Consider the following 13,865-nt stretch of genomic DNA (forward strand, 5'->3'; position numbering starts at 1 on the left):
GGTATCGGGCCGGGTTTTGACTGCCCATTGGACATTCTCAGGCCCATGATGCCCATTTCACTCTCCCCCCAAGACACCATGGCCCTATGGGTCACTTTCAAGCTGGCGGTCATCAGCACCACCATATTACTGGTACTGTGCGCACCGGCGGCATGGTGGCTTGCACATACCCGGTGGCGGGGCAAGGTGGTTGTGGAGGCCCTGGTCACCCTGCCACTGGTCCTGCCTCCCACCGTGCTCGGGTTTTATCTTCTGCTCCTGCTGGGACCCCGGGGCTGGGTGGGCGGCACGCTGGAATCCATGGGGTTCAACCACCTGGCCTTCAGTTTCACCGGGCTGGTGATCGGCTCCATGATCTACTCCCTGCCCTTTGTCATGCAGCCGCTGACCAACGCGTTTCAGGCAACCGGGACGCGGGTGCTGGAGGTAGCCGCTACCTTGCGGGCATCGCCGCTGGATCGATTCTTCACCATCGTAGCGCCATTGGCCCGACGGGGATTTCTCACCGCCGCGGTGCTTTCCTTCGCCCACACCCTGGGTGAATTCGGGGTCATCATCATGGTGGGCGGCAATATCCCCGGCCAGACCCAGGTGGCCTCCATTGCCATTTACGATCATGTGGAAGCCATGGATTATCAGTCGGCCCATGCCCTGGCGCTGATCCTGGTGATACTGTCCTTCTCACTGCTGCTGGCAGTCTATGGATTGAACAGGAAATTCAAGGTGGTGGGGGTGGGATCATGAGCATTCAGGCCAGATTCCGTCTGGAACGGGGTGACTTCACCCTGGATGTGGATCTTCAGATCCCCGGAAAAGGCGTCACCGCGCTGTTCGGGCGCTCCGGTTCCGGCAAGACCACCATCCTTCGTTGCCTGGCTGGCCTGGAGCACATTGAAGATGCCCGCCTGCAATTCAACGGCGATCTCTGGCAGGATGCGACATTCTTTCTCCCGGTGCATCAACGGCCCCTGGGCTATGTGTTCCAGGAGGCCAGCCTGTTCCCTCACCTCAACGCAAGGAACAACCTGCTGTACGGGTTCAAACGCATTCCCGCCGGGGAACGGCGTGTGAAACTGGATGACGTGGTGACCCTGCTGGGCCTGGAAACCTTGCTGGACCGCTATCCGGACGCCCTTTCCGGTGGCCAGCGCCAGCGGGTGGCCATCGGCCGCGCCCTGCTCACCAGCCCGCAACTGTTACTGATGGACGAGCCCATGGCCTCCCTGGACGTGACCAGCAAGGGGGAGATCCTGCCCTATCTGGAACGGCTAAGAGATGAGCTGTCCATCCCGGTGGTCTACGTCAGCCACTCCATCGAGGAAGTGGCACGCCTGGCGGACCACATGGTGTTGCTGGAGGCGGGACGCGCCCTGGCCCAGGGGCCGTTGCAGACCCTGCTGACCCGCACCGACCTGCCCCTGGCCCACAGCGAACAGGCATCGGCGGTCATCGAAGGCACCGTGGCCGTTCACCACGCACCCGATCACCTGACGGAGTTGGCCTTTGCTGGCGGCAGTCTGCTGATCTCCCGTCAGCAGCGGGCCGTCGGCACTCCCCTGAGGGCACGCATTCTCGCCCGAGATGTATCCGTGGCCCTGACCCGGCCCGATGCCAGCAGCGTACTCAACGCCCTTCAGGTCCGGATCAGTGACATCAGTGATGACCCCCAGCCCGGACACGTGATCCTGAATCTGGATGCCGGTGGCCAGACCCTGCTGGCCCGTATCAGCCTGCGCTCCTGCCGACAACTGGCACTGGAAAAGGGGCAGATCCTATGGGCCATGGTCAAGGGTGTAGCGGTGACTTAGGCAAATTCCCCCAAGTGTCTTTCTTGTACTGCTGTCGGTTATGCCACGGATCGTTATGTTTCATTGTATACAACGCTACAGTATCCTCCCTCAATCCCCCTGCATCCACAGCCCTGACCTACCCCCTCCCGTTTGCGCCTTTCGCTGCATATAAGGCCTTTTTCATGGCCATTTACCCTTAATTGCGTGACCTTTCCTTCAGCAGGCCGTCCATGGCATGACTCCTGCTAAATGCAATCCGGCGGGACGCCTGGTCGCATTTTGACCATCGCTATATAAAAACAAATATAACGAGGAAAAGGATCACCACACACCGAGTACATAACAGCAAGCAAACCGGGGGCATTCATGAGAAAACACCAAACCCAGGGCCGAAAAACCGCCTTGCCTCGGCCACGGACAGTACTTGGCCTGGCCGTGTTATCGGCTTTGAGTCCCACCCACGCCGAAGAGACGCCTTGGGTACTGACACCCATCACCGTCACCGCCAGTACCGGCAGTGAACGCCCCCTGGAACGCACGCCCGGCTCCGTCGAGGTCATCGACAGTGCCATGCTGGAGGCACGGGGTGCCGTCACCCTGGCCGATGCACTGCGAGAGGCATCAGGGGTTTTCGTCAGCCCGGACGGCGGCAGCATCTCGATTCGCGGCACCAGTCGGGAAGACGTGATCATCCTGATCAACGGCCGAAGACTGGCCGGTGAATTTAGTCGTCAGTACGAATTCAACCGCATCCTCATGACCCAGGTGGAACGCATCGAGATCGTCAAGGGTCCTGCCAGCGTGCTCTATGGCTCCGACGCCCTTGGCGGAGTGATCAACATCATCACCCGCAAGCCACGTCCGGGCCTGAATGCCGAGGCCGATATCCAATGGGGCATGACCACGGACGGAGACGGGGAACGCCGTACCTTGTTCCTGGGACTCTCCGGCGGCAGCGACCGCACCCAGGTCCAGCTTCGCCTGGGGGCCGACAGCCGCGACCCCATTACCGAACGCACGCACACCACTGTCGGTGTGGGTGGCGGCCGCACACCGCCTTCCCAGCACAACAATCCGCAAATCAGGGCCATCCCCGACGAATACACCCTGGACGCCACCCGGGTCGACCAAGCCGATGTCTATACCGCAGGGGTGTCCCTGCAGCACCAGGCGACGACTCGCCTCCAATTGGGCGTGGACCTGGACTACACCCTGGAAGAGCGATCCCAGAACTATATCGGCGGCCGTCAGGATACCGCCTTCGGCGGCCCCGCGGTCTTCGGTCTGCCCACCCGCTGGGACGATGACAACACTCGCCTGAATACCGCTGTCCACCTCCAGTGGCAGGCGGCGGATGACCTGGACATCCGCTACCAATGGGCCCGCAGTCACTACGACAAAGACCGTTCCATCTACGTCATTCATTACCAAGATATCGGCTTTACCAACGCCGACCAGACCGAGTCGGGAGGGTTCGGGCAGAAGATCGAGATGGATACACACGAACTCATCGGCCGCTGGGCTCCCAGCCAGATCCATCGGTTCACCGTCGGCGGCGAATACCGGGAAAGGACGGCCAGCGCCTTTACCGGCAGACGAGAGGAATCCGCCCTGTTTGCCCAGCATGAGTGGGCCGTCACTCCCCATCTGGACGTGGTGTACGGGGCCAGACTGGATGACACCAACATTGATTATCAGGAGACCTCCTTCAAGGCCGGCGGGGTCTATCGACTGACACCGGGGCTGGGGATCAACCTCAACTATGCCCAGGGATTCAAGGTGCCCCAGGAGCGGGATTTACTGGTGGACCACCTGATGCCCAACGGCGAGCGGCAGATGGGCGCATTGATCGTCGAGCCGTCGCTGGACAAGGAAGCCCACACTCTGCGCCCAGAGACCAACGAGACCTGGGAGTTGGGATTAAGCGGAGAAGCGGGCACGTTCCGACACCGGATCACCCTGTTTCACAGCGACATCAATGATCGCATCGAGCCGGTCTGGGTCGATGCCCCTGCGGGGCAGCGCTACCGGACCTTCAAGAACGTGGCCGAGGCGCGCATTCAGGGCGTGGAGGTCAGTGCAGAGATGCGTCCAAACCGCTCTCTCCACTTCCGGGGGAACGCCACCTGGCTGGATACGGAAAACCGTACCACGGGCAACACCCTCACCAGTTCACCCGAATTCCTGGTCATGCTCGGTGCCACCTGGACACCTTCGGACCCGTGGATGTGGAGCCTGAACTGGCACCACGCTGGCCGGCAGTACGCCGACGCCGACAATACCGAGGCCTTGGAAGCCTACGACCGGGTGGACCTGACCCTCTCCTTCTTCCCGGAGCCGCAGCGGGATCTGGAAGTCTTTGCCGCCATCGACAATCTGTTCGATAGCGGTAACGACAGTTCGCTACTGGCAGACCCGGGACGCTTCGTGCGGCTGGGCTTGCGTTACCGCCACTAGCCTCCGAACCAGGACACTTCAATCCGAGGGGTCAAAGGCCTACCACATATCTGGCACGCCAACCGTTATATAGAAAAAAACATAGCGATTGACCGCCATGAATCACCAGCATCATCAGGAGCAAAAACGTCATGCCTCATTTCATGCGATGTGCATATGCCATGGGTATCACCCTGTTGGGCACCACGCTTCCAGCTCTCGCGGACAACGCAATGCCGATCTATGAACTGGGAACCATCCATGTGGCACCACAGGGGCAGGAACTGGGCGGCATGGCCAAGGATCAGGCCTCATCGGTCCTCACCCTGCACGAGTTCCGCCACTTCAATCGCAACACGGTGGGTCAGGCCCTGGATTTATTGCCCGGCATCCACGTTTCAACAAATTCCAGAAACGAGCAGGTCGTGCATGTCCGCGGCTTTGATGCACGGCAGATCCCACTGTTCATCGACGGCATCCCCGTCTACGTCCCCTACGACGGCTACATCGATTTCAATCGCTTCACTACGGCCGACCTGGCTGCCATCCAGGTGGCCAAGGGGTTCAGTTCCGTGGTCTACGGGCCCAATACCCTGGGTGGGGCCATCAATCTGGTTTCCAGGAAACCTCAGCAGCGTTTTGAAGGGGACATCACCTTGGGCGCCGGGCAAGGCAACGAGCGTTCCACCGCCATCAATCGGCCCGGCTCGAAGCGGCGGTCTTCATGAGCGAGGTCACGGATCTGATCCAACGGGTCGACGAAGTGGAACCGGGGCGTTACCAGATGCAGAACGTGGGAGAGGGAAGAATCAAGGGTCTGGAGTTGGCTCTGAGTTCAAATGTCGGTCCCCGGTGGCGTTTGGGAGGCAACCTGACCCTGCTGGACCGTGACAATCGCAGCGATCCTGACACCCGCCTGACCGGCGTACCGGAGCGAAAACTCCTGCTCCACGGGACGTACACCCCCAGTGCCCCTTGGGAAATCCTGCTGGTACTGAAGAACGAGAGCAGCCGGTGGGATTCCGACACGATCCGGCTGTCTGGCCACACCACCGCAGACCTGGGGCTGGCCTTCGAACCCTTCCCACAACTGCGCCTGGAGGCCCGCGTCGACAACCTGTTCGATGAGGACTACGAGGTATCCAGCGGCTTCCCCAGTCCCGGGCGCATGTGGTTCTTCAACGCCCGCTATGAATTCTAGCCGCTTTTATTACCCACCCGTTTTACACCCACACCACAACATGAGGTATTTCCGATGCCATTTCCAAGATCCATCATTTTCATCATCGCCACCCTCGTCACCGGCGCAGGATTCGCGGCCGACGCCCCACACAGGCTATCGGAATCGATCACTATCACCGGCGCCGTAGAACAACCCCTCACCCTATCGGTTGCCGATCTGCAAACCCTGAACACCCAGTACATCGAAAAGGTCGACATGGTCTGCATGCGCGGCATCCACCGGGGCACCAAGGAGGATCTGCAAGGGGTGTTGCTGCGAGACATCCTGGAAAAGGCCCAACTCAAAGCGGCATCCCCAAGGGATTTCCGCAAAATGGTGTTCGTTGCCAAGGCCACAGATGATTACAAAGTGGTGTTTTCCTGGGGGGAAGTCTTCAACGCCGCCGCCGGTGACGAGGTCATGGTGTACTACGGCCAGGGGGGAGAACCCTTGAGTGAGGCCGAAGGCCTGATCGCACTGATCACACCCACGGATACCCGCACCGGGCCGCGTCATGTGAAATGGCTCAACGAGATCGAGGTCGTCCAGATCGCCGATTGATTCGATAAAGGCCGAAAGTCGCTCCACGGGGGCCGGTAATGCCGGCACCCCGTGACGATTCAAGGCATCCGCCGGGTCAGACGTATCTGTATGCTCCCCTCGCCCTCATCCCCGAACGGCATCACCTGATGGCGCACCAGCCAGCGGCCGTCCAGGAGACGCCAGGCAACCAGTGACTCCGCGTAGGTGACCGCTGCGTAGAACTCCATGTCATCATCCGAACGGGGTTCGGTCAGCTGGTAATCATAGGCATGAAAACAGGCCGTGCCCGCCCGGTCATGTCCCAGCACACGCCGCGCCATGACTTCGTGCTCCTGGAATACCTTGAAACCGTAGGGTTTGACCGCCCGGTCAAGCCAGGGTTTTTCCAGCTCAAACCAGCAGCGGGGCACACAGTCCCGGGAGCGTCCACCAGGGAAGATCTCCCCGAAACGACAACGCAATACAGCCATGTATTCCTCTCCTTGCCGCCCTATGGCAGCGATCCATTGTGCAATGGGGTGACACAATCAAGGGGGATCCGGACATGCATGCACTCCCCCAGCCGGGGCACCGCACACCCATCTGTCAGCACGATCTGCAGCGGGGTGCGATCCTCAAGGCGACAGATCACCAGCGTACGCCGTCCCAGACCCATCACCCGAGTCACCTGCCCGGCCAACCCATCGCCGTCGCTCACCAAACGGGGGCCTTCAGGGTGGACAGCCAGACGGTCGGGATGCCTGCCTCGGGCGGACGCAGGCAACGGCAACCGCCCCCAGCCCCCCCAGGCATGTCCCTGGTCCACACCGGCCACCGGCAGCAGATTGCTCCAGCCCAGCACCTGGGCCACCTGAACATCCCCAGGCTGGGCAAAGACCTGCTCGGTGGGACCCAGACGACGCAATCGCCCCTGGATCATCACGCCTGCACGATCAGCGATGTAACGGGCATCATCCAGGTCATGGGTGACGACGATCACCGGGATGCCCTGGGCGGCGATGACCTCCTGAAACAGCAGACGCAAATCCCGTCGCAACCCCTGATCCACGGCGGAGAAGGGTTCGTCCAGCAACAGCACGTCCGGTTCCGGGGCCAACGCCCGCGCCAGGGCCACCCGCTGTTTCTGTCCACCGGAGAGTGATCCCGGGTAGCGCCTTTCCAGCCCTTGCAGGTGCAGACGCTCCAGCCAGAGATTGACCCTGGCGAGGCGGTCCCGCTTCGACGGCAGGCCGAAGGCGATGTTGTCGGCCACCGTCAGATGGGGAAACAGGGCGTACTGCTGAAACATGAATCCCACCCGCCGCCGACGGGTGGGCAGGTGGACCCGCCTTGAGGAGTCGAACCAGATCCGCCCCCCCTGCTGGATGACACCGTCGCCAGGCCTTTCCAGGCCCGCCAGCAGACGCAGCAACGTGGTCTTGCCGCATCCCGAAGGCCCCAGAAGGGCCGTGACCCCGCCCGGAGGCACACCCAGCGCCACATCCAGAGAGAATCCCCGGTGCCGAAAGCGCACATCGACCATGAGCCCGTTCATCGACGGACTCCGAAGTGCTGCAACAACAGGAACAGGAGCAGGGACACCCCGCCCAGCATGGCCGAGACGTGGCCGGCACAGGTGAAATCGCCATCCAGGACATGGTTGTAGATGGCCAGGGACAGGGTCTCGGTGGCACCGATGATGTTACCGCCCAGCATCAGCGTGATACCCACCTCGCCGAAGGAGCGCCCCACGCCCAGGACCAACCCGGCGACGATGCTGCCCCGAACCGCCGGAATTACCACCAGGATCAAGGTGGCCATGCGCCCCTTGCCCAGCGTCTGTGACACTTCCACCAGATCCCTGGCACTGCCTTCGATGGCGGCCTGGATCGGTTTGACCACCAGGGGCAGGCCGGCAATAAAGGCGGCGAGCACCAGGGCAGGGAATGAAAACACCATATTCCAGCCCAGCATCTCATCCATCCACCCCCCCACCGGGCCGTGCCGGCTGAATATCATCAGCAGGACGAAGCCGACGGCAATCGGGGGGAAGACCAGCAGTAGAGACACCATGCTGTCCAGCAATCCTCGCAAGGGGATGGGCAAGGTGAGCACATAGGCCAGCCCGATCCCCAGGGTCAGGAACAGGACCAGCACAACCCCGGCCACCTGCAGGCTCAGCCACCAGGCGCCGGGAGAACAGGCGAAGGTTTCGCCCATCACAGCCCGTGCCGAGCAAGGATGGCCCGGGCCTGCTCCGTGGTCAGAAAGGCCGCAAAGGCCTGTGCCGCCTCCCCCATGGGCCGGTCCTTGGGATGGGCCAGCACGATCGTTGGCGGGTCATAATATTGCGTGGGAAGTTCTTCGAAACCGGCGATCCGCTCGCCCAGCCCGAGGGCGTCGGTCAAGTTGATGAATCCGGCGTCCACGGTGCCGGCCACCAGATGTGCCGAGACCTGGGGCACGGTGGCCATGGGCATCAGCTTCTCTTGCACCCCCTCCAGCAAACCGCTGCGTTGGAGAAACTGCATGGCCGCCATTCCGAAGATGGCCTTAGCGGGATCAGGCAGGGCGATCCTGCGCACATCCTCGGCCAGAAGCTCCCTGTATCCATCGCGCGGCCGAACGGCATAGGCCAGCACCAGCCTGCCGGTGCCCAGCGGTACGAAATTCTCAAACAGCCCGGTCTGCCGCAGAAATCCCAACTCACCCACCACCAGATCCACACGACCACTGCTCCGGGTCTGGGCCGTGATCTGCTGCATATTGCCGAAAACGGCCTCCACCTTGTGCCCCGAGCGATCGGTAAAAGCCGCATACACCTCCATCAATGGCCTTTTGTATCCCGCACCGGCGGCGATCATGACCTCGGCGGCCTGAAGCGTCAGGCTGCAACACAGCAGGGCAAACAGGATCAGGATTCTCATCGGGTATCTCCAGACGATATGGGTAATGGGCACGGTCAAGATGGTGAATTGCAGGATGCGGGCCATCTTGTCAGTGACCATACAGTGGCGATGAAACCCCGCTGTCATGGTGTTTGGCGGTCACCCGGAGAGGGCACAAGCGGTTGCCTTTGTCTGAAATGACACCCCCCGTTATGTCGTCTTGTATACAACGCAACATAAAAACATGATCGGGACACAGTCCATGACGGGTGCCAATCCATGGCTCGAATATTGCTTAAACCTCACTGAAAAGTACCCGATCATTCGTTTCAGGTTTTCATGGGAGAGTATTGATGGCGCAACCGGACAACACATCACGTTCAAGAGCATTCCACGGCCCGGCCTTTGGGTGGGGTGCCGCTATCGGCAGCCTCGGGGGATTGATCGGGCTGGGCGGGGCGGAATTTCGTCTGCCGGTACTGGCGGCCATCTTCCGGTTCAAGATGCTGGACGCCATCATCATCAATCTGATGGTCAGCCTGGTCACGGTGATCTTTGCCTTTCTGTTTCGCATCGGCATGACGGGCATCGCCGAACTGCTGCCCTATCTGTGGGTGGTGGCAAACATCCTTTCCGGCTCCCTGATCGGCTCCTGGATGGGGGTACATTTCGCCACCCGGGTCAATGAGCGCCTGCTGACCCAGGTGGTGGTAGTGTTTCTGGTCTTCCTCAGCGCGGTACTCATCGGTCATGAGTTCATATTCAGCGGACTGGGGCTGGACATTCCCCTACCGGTGGCGGTGGTACTGGGGTTTTTCGCCGGGATCGTCATCGGACTGTTCAGCAGCATGCTCGGGGTGGCTGGTGGAGAACTCATCATTCCCACCATCCTGCTGCTGTATGGGCTGGACATCAAAGTAGCGGGGAGCCTGAGTCTGGCCATCAGTATTCCCACCATCCTCATGGGCCTGTCCCGCTATCGCGCGAGGCAGACCTTCGGCGAACTCCAGCAGTTCGGCGGCTTCATCGGCTGGATGGCGGCGGGCTCGATCCTGGGCGCATTGATCGGTGCCCTGCTGATGGTGTACACCCCCAGCACGGCCCTGCATGTCCTGCTGGGGATCATCCTGCTCATCTCTGCCTGGAAGCTGGCCATGGTGAAATTGCGTACCCCCCGGAAGGCGGGCCGATGAACGCGAGCCCTTGGTCAATCTACGAACTGCTGGAAGATGCCGCCGCCGACAACGCCCGCATCCACGAGGTGCTCATCGGCCTGACCTGGACCCTGTGCGAAACGGATCGGGGGTTTGGGCTGGCCATGAGTCCAACCCGGGGCACCCGCACCCTGCCCTGGCCGGGCACACTGGCCGGACGCTCCGTGGGGGCACTGAGCCCGTGGATACGTTCCTGGAATCCCCACGAGGCCTGCGTGGGGATGGCCGCCATCAACGCGGTGATCAACCCGACCTCCCAGCTGGCGGCCAGGGCAATGCCCATCCATGTTCAGGGCTCCGCCAACCTGGCGGTATTCGAGCATTTCGCCCCACGACTCGCCGGCCGCCGCGTAGTGGTAGTGGGCCGCTATCCTGGCCTGGACAGCCTTCAGCTGGACTGGCACCTCACGGTACTGGAATGCCAGCCCGGCCCCGAGGATCTGCCCGCCCAGGCCGCCGAATTTGTACTGGCGGAAGCAGACTGGGTGTTCCTCACCGCCACCAGCCTGATCAACAAGACTTTCCCCCGCCTGGTCGCCTGTGCCCGGGAGGCCACTCTGGTACTCATGGGCCCCACGTTGCCCTGGCTCGGGGAACTGGCGGACTGGGGCGTGGATTATCTGGCCGGGGTTCGCGTGGTGGACAGCACGAGTCTGCGCAAAACGGTGGGCGAAGGGGGCGGCACCCGTATCTTCGAAACCGGTGTCGACTATGCTGTGGCCTCTCTGGGACAAAACGGTAACCACATCCCTGAAAGATGAAACTCTTGCCCTCAGAAAGCACTTAAAGAGAGGTGTCACTTGAACCGCCAGGCCCTGGAACGCCACCAGGTCTTCGTCTACCTTGTCGCCATTCTTACAGGCCTCATGCTCGGCACCGCCCTGCCGGCGGCCGGAGCGGTGCTGGAACCTCTGCTGTGGCCCGTATTGGGCCTGCTGCTATACGCCACCTTCACCCTGGTGCCGCTGAACCACCTGCGGGATGCCTTCCGGGACGTGCGGTTTCTTGCCGCGGCCACGCTGGGCAACTTTGTGCTCATCCCCCTGCTGGCCTGGGCATTGATGCTGCTGGTGCCCGACGATCCCGCCGTGCGTCTGGGGATACTCCTGGTGCTGCTGGTCCCCTGCACGGACTGGTTCATCACCTTCACTCAGCTGGGCGGGGGTGACACCCGGCGGGCCATCGCCTTTTCCCCCGTCAGCCTGCTGCTTCAGATCCTCCTGCTGCCCATCTACCTGTGGTTCCTGTTTCCCGGTGACCTGACTCTTGCCCTGGCCCGGGACGAGATGCTGCTGGCGTTTTTCGGTCTGATCATCGTGCCGTTGCTGCTGGCACTGGGCACCGAGCACTGGGCCGCAAGGTCCGACAGGCCCAGAAGGCTCGTGAACAGGCTGGGGGACCTGCCGGTGCCGCTGCTGGCGGTGGTGGTGTTCATCGTGGCGACCTCCCAGGTCCATCTGGTGGTGGGCGCCCTCCCCCTGCTGCTGCATCTGCTGCTGATTTTCACCCTGTTCCTGCTCGCGGCGGGATGGCTGGCCTGGGCAATGAGCAGGCTGTTCCGATTACCCCCGCAACAGGGCCGGGTCCTGGCTTTCAGCTTCGGGACCCGTAACTCTTTCGTGGTATTGCCGCTGGCCCTGGCGCTGCCGGCTTCCCTTGAGGTGGCCGTGGTGGTGATCGTGTTCCAGAGTCTGGTGGAACTGCTGGGGATGGCCGTCTTCCTGTGGTGGGTTCCCAAACGCCTGTTTCGCAATGAGGGAAACAATATGGGCAATCCGGCATGATTCAGTTATGGTGCAACCCTGTTTTGCAACGATTTGATCCTTGATCAAGGTATCCAGGTCCGACCTCTGAACGCTTTTTGCTCCGATTGATCAAACGTGTGTGCGGCAATGGATCAATCGGCCCGTGACTGGATTCCCGCTTGGGCGGGAATGACGGTTTTGAGGCGGGAATAGCTTGCTCAGAACATCCTTGAGGTATCCAACTCCGATGAACACCCCGGTCAAACGTCCCTGGTATCGCTCACGTCAGCCCAGCTACCGGATCGCCGCCGTCGGTGTGCTGCTGCTGATGGCCGGCAGCCTGGGCATTCACCTGGCCCTGGGCCATCTGGAGGGAATCTTCCGGCAGCTGGTGGTGCTGTTCTCCGCCCCCGGCCTGCCCATGGGGTGGTGGTTCATCACCATGTCCACCTGGAATGCCGGACGGGTGAAGAAACTCATCATCCAGGGCAGCACAGGCATCGCCTTTCTGTTGCTGGGGGTATGGATCTTCTTCGGCCCCTACCGGGGCGCCATGCTGATGAGCCTGCTCATGCTCTGCCTGGCCTGCTTCCACTTTTATCTGGCGACCCGCAAGGGGCCACCCGCACCGGACCGGCACTCCCTGCGCTCCAGTTGAAACGGGCTTCGCCTTTCCTTCATTCCCAACCACTGAACCGACCCAAAACCTCATCATGCGCATCGCACTGATTCAGCATTCCAACACGGACGATACCCGCTCCAATCTGGACAAGAGCCTGCGGGGCATCCGCGAGGCCGCCGCCCAGGGGACCGAACTCGTCATCCTGCAGGAGCTGCACACCGGCCTGTATTTCTGCCAGACGGAGGATACCGAGCTGTTCAATCTGGCCGAGCCGATTCCCGGCCCCAGCACTCAGGCCCTGTCCGAGGTGGCGGCGGAACTGGGGGTGGTGATCGTCGGTTCCCTGTTCGAGCGGCGTGCCCCGGGCCTGTATCACAACACCGCCGTGGTGCTGGACAGCGACGGGCGCCTGGCCGGGGTCTATCGCAAGATGCATATCCCGGATGATCCCGGCTATTACGAGAAGTTCTACTTCACGCCCGGGGATCTGGGTTTCGAGCCGGTGGACACCCGAGTGGGGCGGCTGGGCGTGCTGGTGTGCTGGGATCAGTGGTTCCCGGAAGCGGCACGTCTGATGGCCCTGGCCGGAGCGGAACTGCTGATCTACCCCACTGCCATCGGCTGGGATCCCAACGACACGGCAGATGAACAGGCCCGTCAGCGGGAGGCCTGGATCACTGTCCAGCGTGCCCACGCTGTGGCCAACGGGATCCCGGTGGCAGCCTGCAATCGGGTGGGATTCGAGGCGGACCCGTCCGGCGTGACTGCCGGCAGTCAATTCTGGGGATCCAGCTTCGTTTGCGGTCCCCAGGGAGAATTCCTGGCCCAGGCCTCGGACAGCCAGGAACAGGTACTGGTGGTGGATATCGACAAGGCTCGCAGCGAGGCAGTGCGGAGGATCTGGCCCTATCTGCGGGACCGGCGGATCGACGCCTATGGGGATCTTCTCAAGCGTTACAGGGACTAATGCCTTAATCAAAAGAGAATGAATCCCAAAAACCCTTGCCCCTGATCAATCAGAATAGTCCTGTAACCGTTATGATCCTAAGCTGTTATCCAACCTGAGGAGCACACCGCATGAACCTGGAAGAACTGAAGAACATGGGCCCCAATGACCGCCTGATCCGCCTCGTGGTCGGTCTTGGCCTGATCGCCATCGTGTTTGTCGGTCCTCAAACCCCCTGGGGCTGGCTGGGCCTGATTCCCCTGGCCAGCGCCCTCATGAGCTGGTGCCCCGTCTACACCCTGTTCAACATCAGAACCGACGACAAGGAATCCTCCTGAGCCACCACTGCCCCGCCATCGGCGGGGCAGTGCTTCCCCGGCTGCCGACACCCCCTGCCCATCCGGGTATAATCTGCGCTCATCAATGAAGCCGCCGGGCCGCAGTCAGGATGGATCAGTCAAAGACCTTCACCCCCTTCCC

At 61.6% G+C, this 13,865-nt stretch carries 16 protein-coding genes; 12 read left to right on the plus strand and 4 right to left on the minus strand.

The window, feature by feature from the left end; translation table 11 throughout:
- Positions 1–45 precede the first annotated feature (45 nt).
- The 6 genes from modB (at position 46) to CKO35_RS10170 (ending at position 6,009) form a co-directional block, all read left to right on the plus strand.
- The gene (gene modB / locus CKO35_RS10150; RefSeq protein ID WP_200175542.1) at positions 46–744 is read left to right on the plus strand and encodes a molybdate ABC transporter permease subunit; all 699 of its coding nucleotides are present in this window, start codon (positions 46–48) and stop codon (positions 742–744) included.
- Positions 741–1,808 carry a molybdenum ABC transporter ATP-binding protein gene (gene modC / locus CKO35_RS10155; protein WP_200175544.1) on the plus strand — a complete coding sequence of 356 codons (1,068 nt, stop codon included), beginning with the start codon at positions 741–743 and terminating at the stop codon, positions 1,806–1,808. Before modB ends, modC begins: the two co-directional genes overlap by 4 nt.
- Positions 1,809–2,156: 348 nt before the next feature.
- Entirely contained in the window at positions 2,157–4,247 is a 2,091-nt protein-coding gene (locus CKO35_RS10160) for a TonB-dependent receptor plug domain-containing protein (protein WP_200175546.1), read from the plus strand.
- A gap of 212 nt (positions 4,248–4,459) precedes the next feature.
- Entirely contained in the window at positions 4,460–4,954 is a 495-nt protein-coding gene (locus CKO35_RS17965) for a TonB-dependent receptor plug domain-containing protein (RefSeq protein ID WP_242467132.1), read from the plus strand.
- A complete protein-coding gene (locus CKO35_RS17970) occupies positions 4,951–5,427 on the plus strand; it encodes a TonB-dependent receptor domain-containing protein (protein WP_242467133.1) in 477 nt (158 codons plus the stop codon). Before CKO35_RS17965 ends, CKO35_RS17970 begins: the two co-directional genes overlap by 4 nt.
- A 54-nt stretch (positions 5,428–5,481) precedes the next feature.
- Positions 5,482–6,009 (plus strand): molybdopterin-dependent oxidoreductase, encoded by a 528-nt coding sequence (locus CKO35_RS10170; RefSeq protein ID WP_200175548.1) that lies wholly within the window; start codon positions 5,482–5,484, stop codon positions 6,007–6,009.
- 59 nt (positions 6,010–6,068) lie between these two features.
- On the opposite strand, the gene CKO35_RS10175 is transcribed toward CKO35_RS10170, so the two are convergent.
- The 4 genes from CKO35_RS10175 to modA are packed head-to-tail and all read right to left on the minus strand — an operon-like array spanning position 6,069 to position 8,897.
- Positions 6,069–6,461, minus strand: coding sequence for a hypothetical protein (locus tag CKO35_RS10175; protein WP_200175549.1), 393 nt, complete (start codon positions 6,459–6,461; stop codon positions 6,069–6,071).
- Positions 6,462–6,481: 20 nt separating this feature from the next.
- A complete protein-coding gene (locus CKO35_RS10180; RefSeq protein ID WP_200175551.1) occupies positions 6,482–7,525 on the minus strand; it encodes an ABC transporter ATP-binding protein in 1,044 nt (347 codons plus the stop codon).
- Positions 7,522–8,190, minus strand: coding sequence for a molybdate ABC transporter permease subunit (locus tag CKO35_RS10185; RefSeq protein ID WP_200175553.1), 669 nt, complete (start codon positions 8,188–8,190; stop codon positions 7,522–7,524). The genes CKO35_RS10180 and CKO35_RS10185 overlap by 4 nt, the downstream gene beginning before the upstream one ends.
- Positions 8,190–8,897, minus strand: coding sequence for a molybdate ABC transporter substrate-binding protein (modA, locus tag CKO35_RS10190; protein ID WP_200175555.1), 708 nt, complete (start codon positions 8,895–8,897; stop codon positions 8,190–8,192). The genes CKO35_RS10185 and modA overlap by 1 nt, the downstream gene beginning before the upstream one ends.
- A 314-nt stretch (positions 8,898–9,211) precedes the next feature.
- On the opposite strand from modA, the gene CKO35_RS10195 reads away from it, so the two are divergent.
- The 6 genes from CKO35_RS10195 to CKO35_RS10220 all read left to right on the plus strand — a co-directional run bounded on the left by CKO35_RS10195 (position 9,212) and on the right by CKO35_RS10220 (position 13,723).
- Positions 9,212–10,051, plus strand: coding sequence for a sulfite exporter TauE/SafE family protein (locus CKO35_RS10195; protein WP_200175557.1), 840 nt, complete (start codon positions 9,212–9,214; stop codon positions 10,049–10,051).
- Positions 10,048–10,833, plus strand: coding sequence for a DUF364 domain-containing protein (locus CKO35_RS10200; RefSeq protein WP_200175559.1), 786 nt, complete (start codon positions 10,048–10,050; stop codon positions 10,831–10,833). Before CKO35_RS10195 ends, CKO35_RS10200 begins: the two co-directional genes overlap by 4 nt.
- 39 nt (positions 10,834–10,872) lie before the next feature.
- On the plus strand, positions 10,873–11,856 hold the full coding sequence (locus CKO35_RS10205) for an arsenic resistance protein (RefSeq protein ID WP_242467134.1): 984 nt from the start codon (positions 10,873–10,875) through the stop codon (positions 11,854–11,856).
- A 208-nt stretch (positions 11,857–12,064) separates the two neighbouring features.
- Positions 12,065–12,475, plus strand: a complete 411-nt coding sequence (locus CKO35_RS10210; RefSeq protein WP_200175561.1) for a hypothetical protein — start codon at positions 12,065–12,067, stop codon at positions 12,473–12,475.
- A 55-nt stretch (positions 12,476–12,530) separates the two neighbouring features.
- Positions 12,531–13,406 (plus strand): carbon-nitrogen hydrolase, encoded by an 876-nt coding sequence (locus tag CKO35_RS10215; RefSeq protein ID WP_200175563.1) that lies wholly within the window; start codon positions 12,531–12,533, stop codon positions 13,404–13,406.
- Positions 13,407–13,516: 110 nt separating this feature from the next.
- Positions 13,517–13,723, plus strand: a complete 207-nt coding sequence (locus CKO35_RS10220; RefSeq protein ID WP_200175565.1) for a YgaP family membrane protein — start codon at positions 13,517–13,519, stop codon at positions 13,721–13,723.
- Positions 13,724–13,865 lie beyond the last annotated feature (142 nt).

Source organism: Ectothiorhodospira shaposhnikovii, from assembly GCF_016584105.1.
Classification (GTDB): Bacteria; Pseudomonadota; Gammaproteobacteria; order Ectothiorhodospirales; family Ectothiorhodospiraceae; genus Ectothiorhodospira; species Ectothiorhodospira shaposhnikovii.

Excerpts from the sequence above, each read along its gene's own strand:
- CKO35_RS10180 (WP_200175551.1), bottom strand. The coding sequence starts at position 7,525 with ATGAACGGGCTCATGGTCGATGTGCGCTTTCGGCACCGGGGATTCTCT.
- modC (WP_200175544.1), top strand. The coding sequence starts at position 741 with ATGAGCATTCAGGCCAGATTCCGTCTGGAACGGGGTGACTTCACCCTG.
- modB (WP_200175542.1), top strand. The coding sequence starts at position 46 with ATGATGCCCATTTCACTCTCCCCCCAAGACACCATGGCCCTATGGGTC.
- CKO35_RS10160 (WP_200175546.1), top strand. The coding sequence starts at position 2,157 with ATGAGAAAACACCAAACCCAGGGCCGAAAAACCGCCTTGCCTCGGCCA.
- CKO35_RS10210 (WP_200175561.1), top strand. The coding sequence starts at position 12,065 with ATGAACACCCCGGTCAAACGTCCCTGGTATCGCTCACGTCAGCCCAGC.
- CKO35_RS10200 (WP_200175559.1), top strand. The coding sequence starts at position 10,048 with ATGAACGCGAGCCCTTGGTCAATCTACGAACTGCTGGAAGATGCCGCC.
- CKO35_RS10195 (WP_200175557.1), top strand. The coding sequence starts at position 9,212 with ATGGCGCAACCGGACAACACATCACGTTCAAGAGCATTCCACGGCCCG.
- CKO35_RS10220 (WP_200175565.1), top strand. The coding sequence starts at position 13,517 with ATGAACCTGGAAGAACTGAAGAACATGGGCCCCAATGACCGCCTGATC.
- CKO35_RS10215 (WP_200175563.1), top strand. The coding sequence starts at position 12,531 with ATGCGCATCGCACTGATTCAGCATTCCAACACGGACGATACCCGCTCC.
- CKO35_RS10170 (WP_200175548.1), top strand. The coding sequence starts at position 5,482 with ATGCCATTTCCAAGATCCATCATTTTCATCATCGCCACCCTCGTCACC.
- modA (WP_200175555.1), bottom strand. The coding sequence starts at position 8,897 with ATGAGAATCCTGATCCTGTTTGCCCTGCTGTGTTGCAGCCTGACGCTT.
- CKO35_RS17965 (WP_242467132.1), top strand. The coding sequence starts at position 4,460 with ATGCCGATCTATGAACTGGGAACCATCCATGTGGCACCACAGGGGCAG.
- CKO35_RS17970 (WP_242467133.1), top strand. The coding sequence starts at position 4,951 with ATGAGCGAGGTCACGGATCTGATCCAACGGGTCGACGAAGTGGAACCG.
- CKO35_RS10175 (WP_200175549.1), bottom strand. The coding sequence starts at position 6,461 with ATGGCTGTATTGCGTTGTCGTTTCGGGGAGATCTTCCCTGGTGGACGC.
- CKO35_RS10185 (WP_200175553.1), bottom strand. The coding sequence starts at position 8,190 with ATGGGCGAAACCTTCGCCTGTTCTCCCGGCGCCTGGTGGCTGAGCCTG.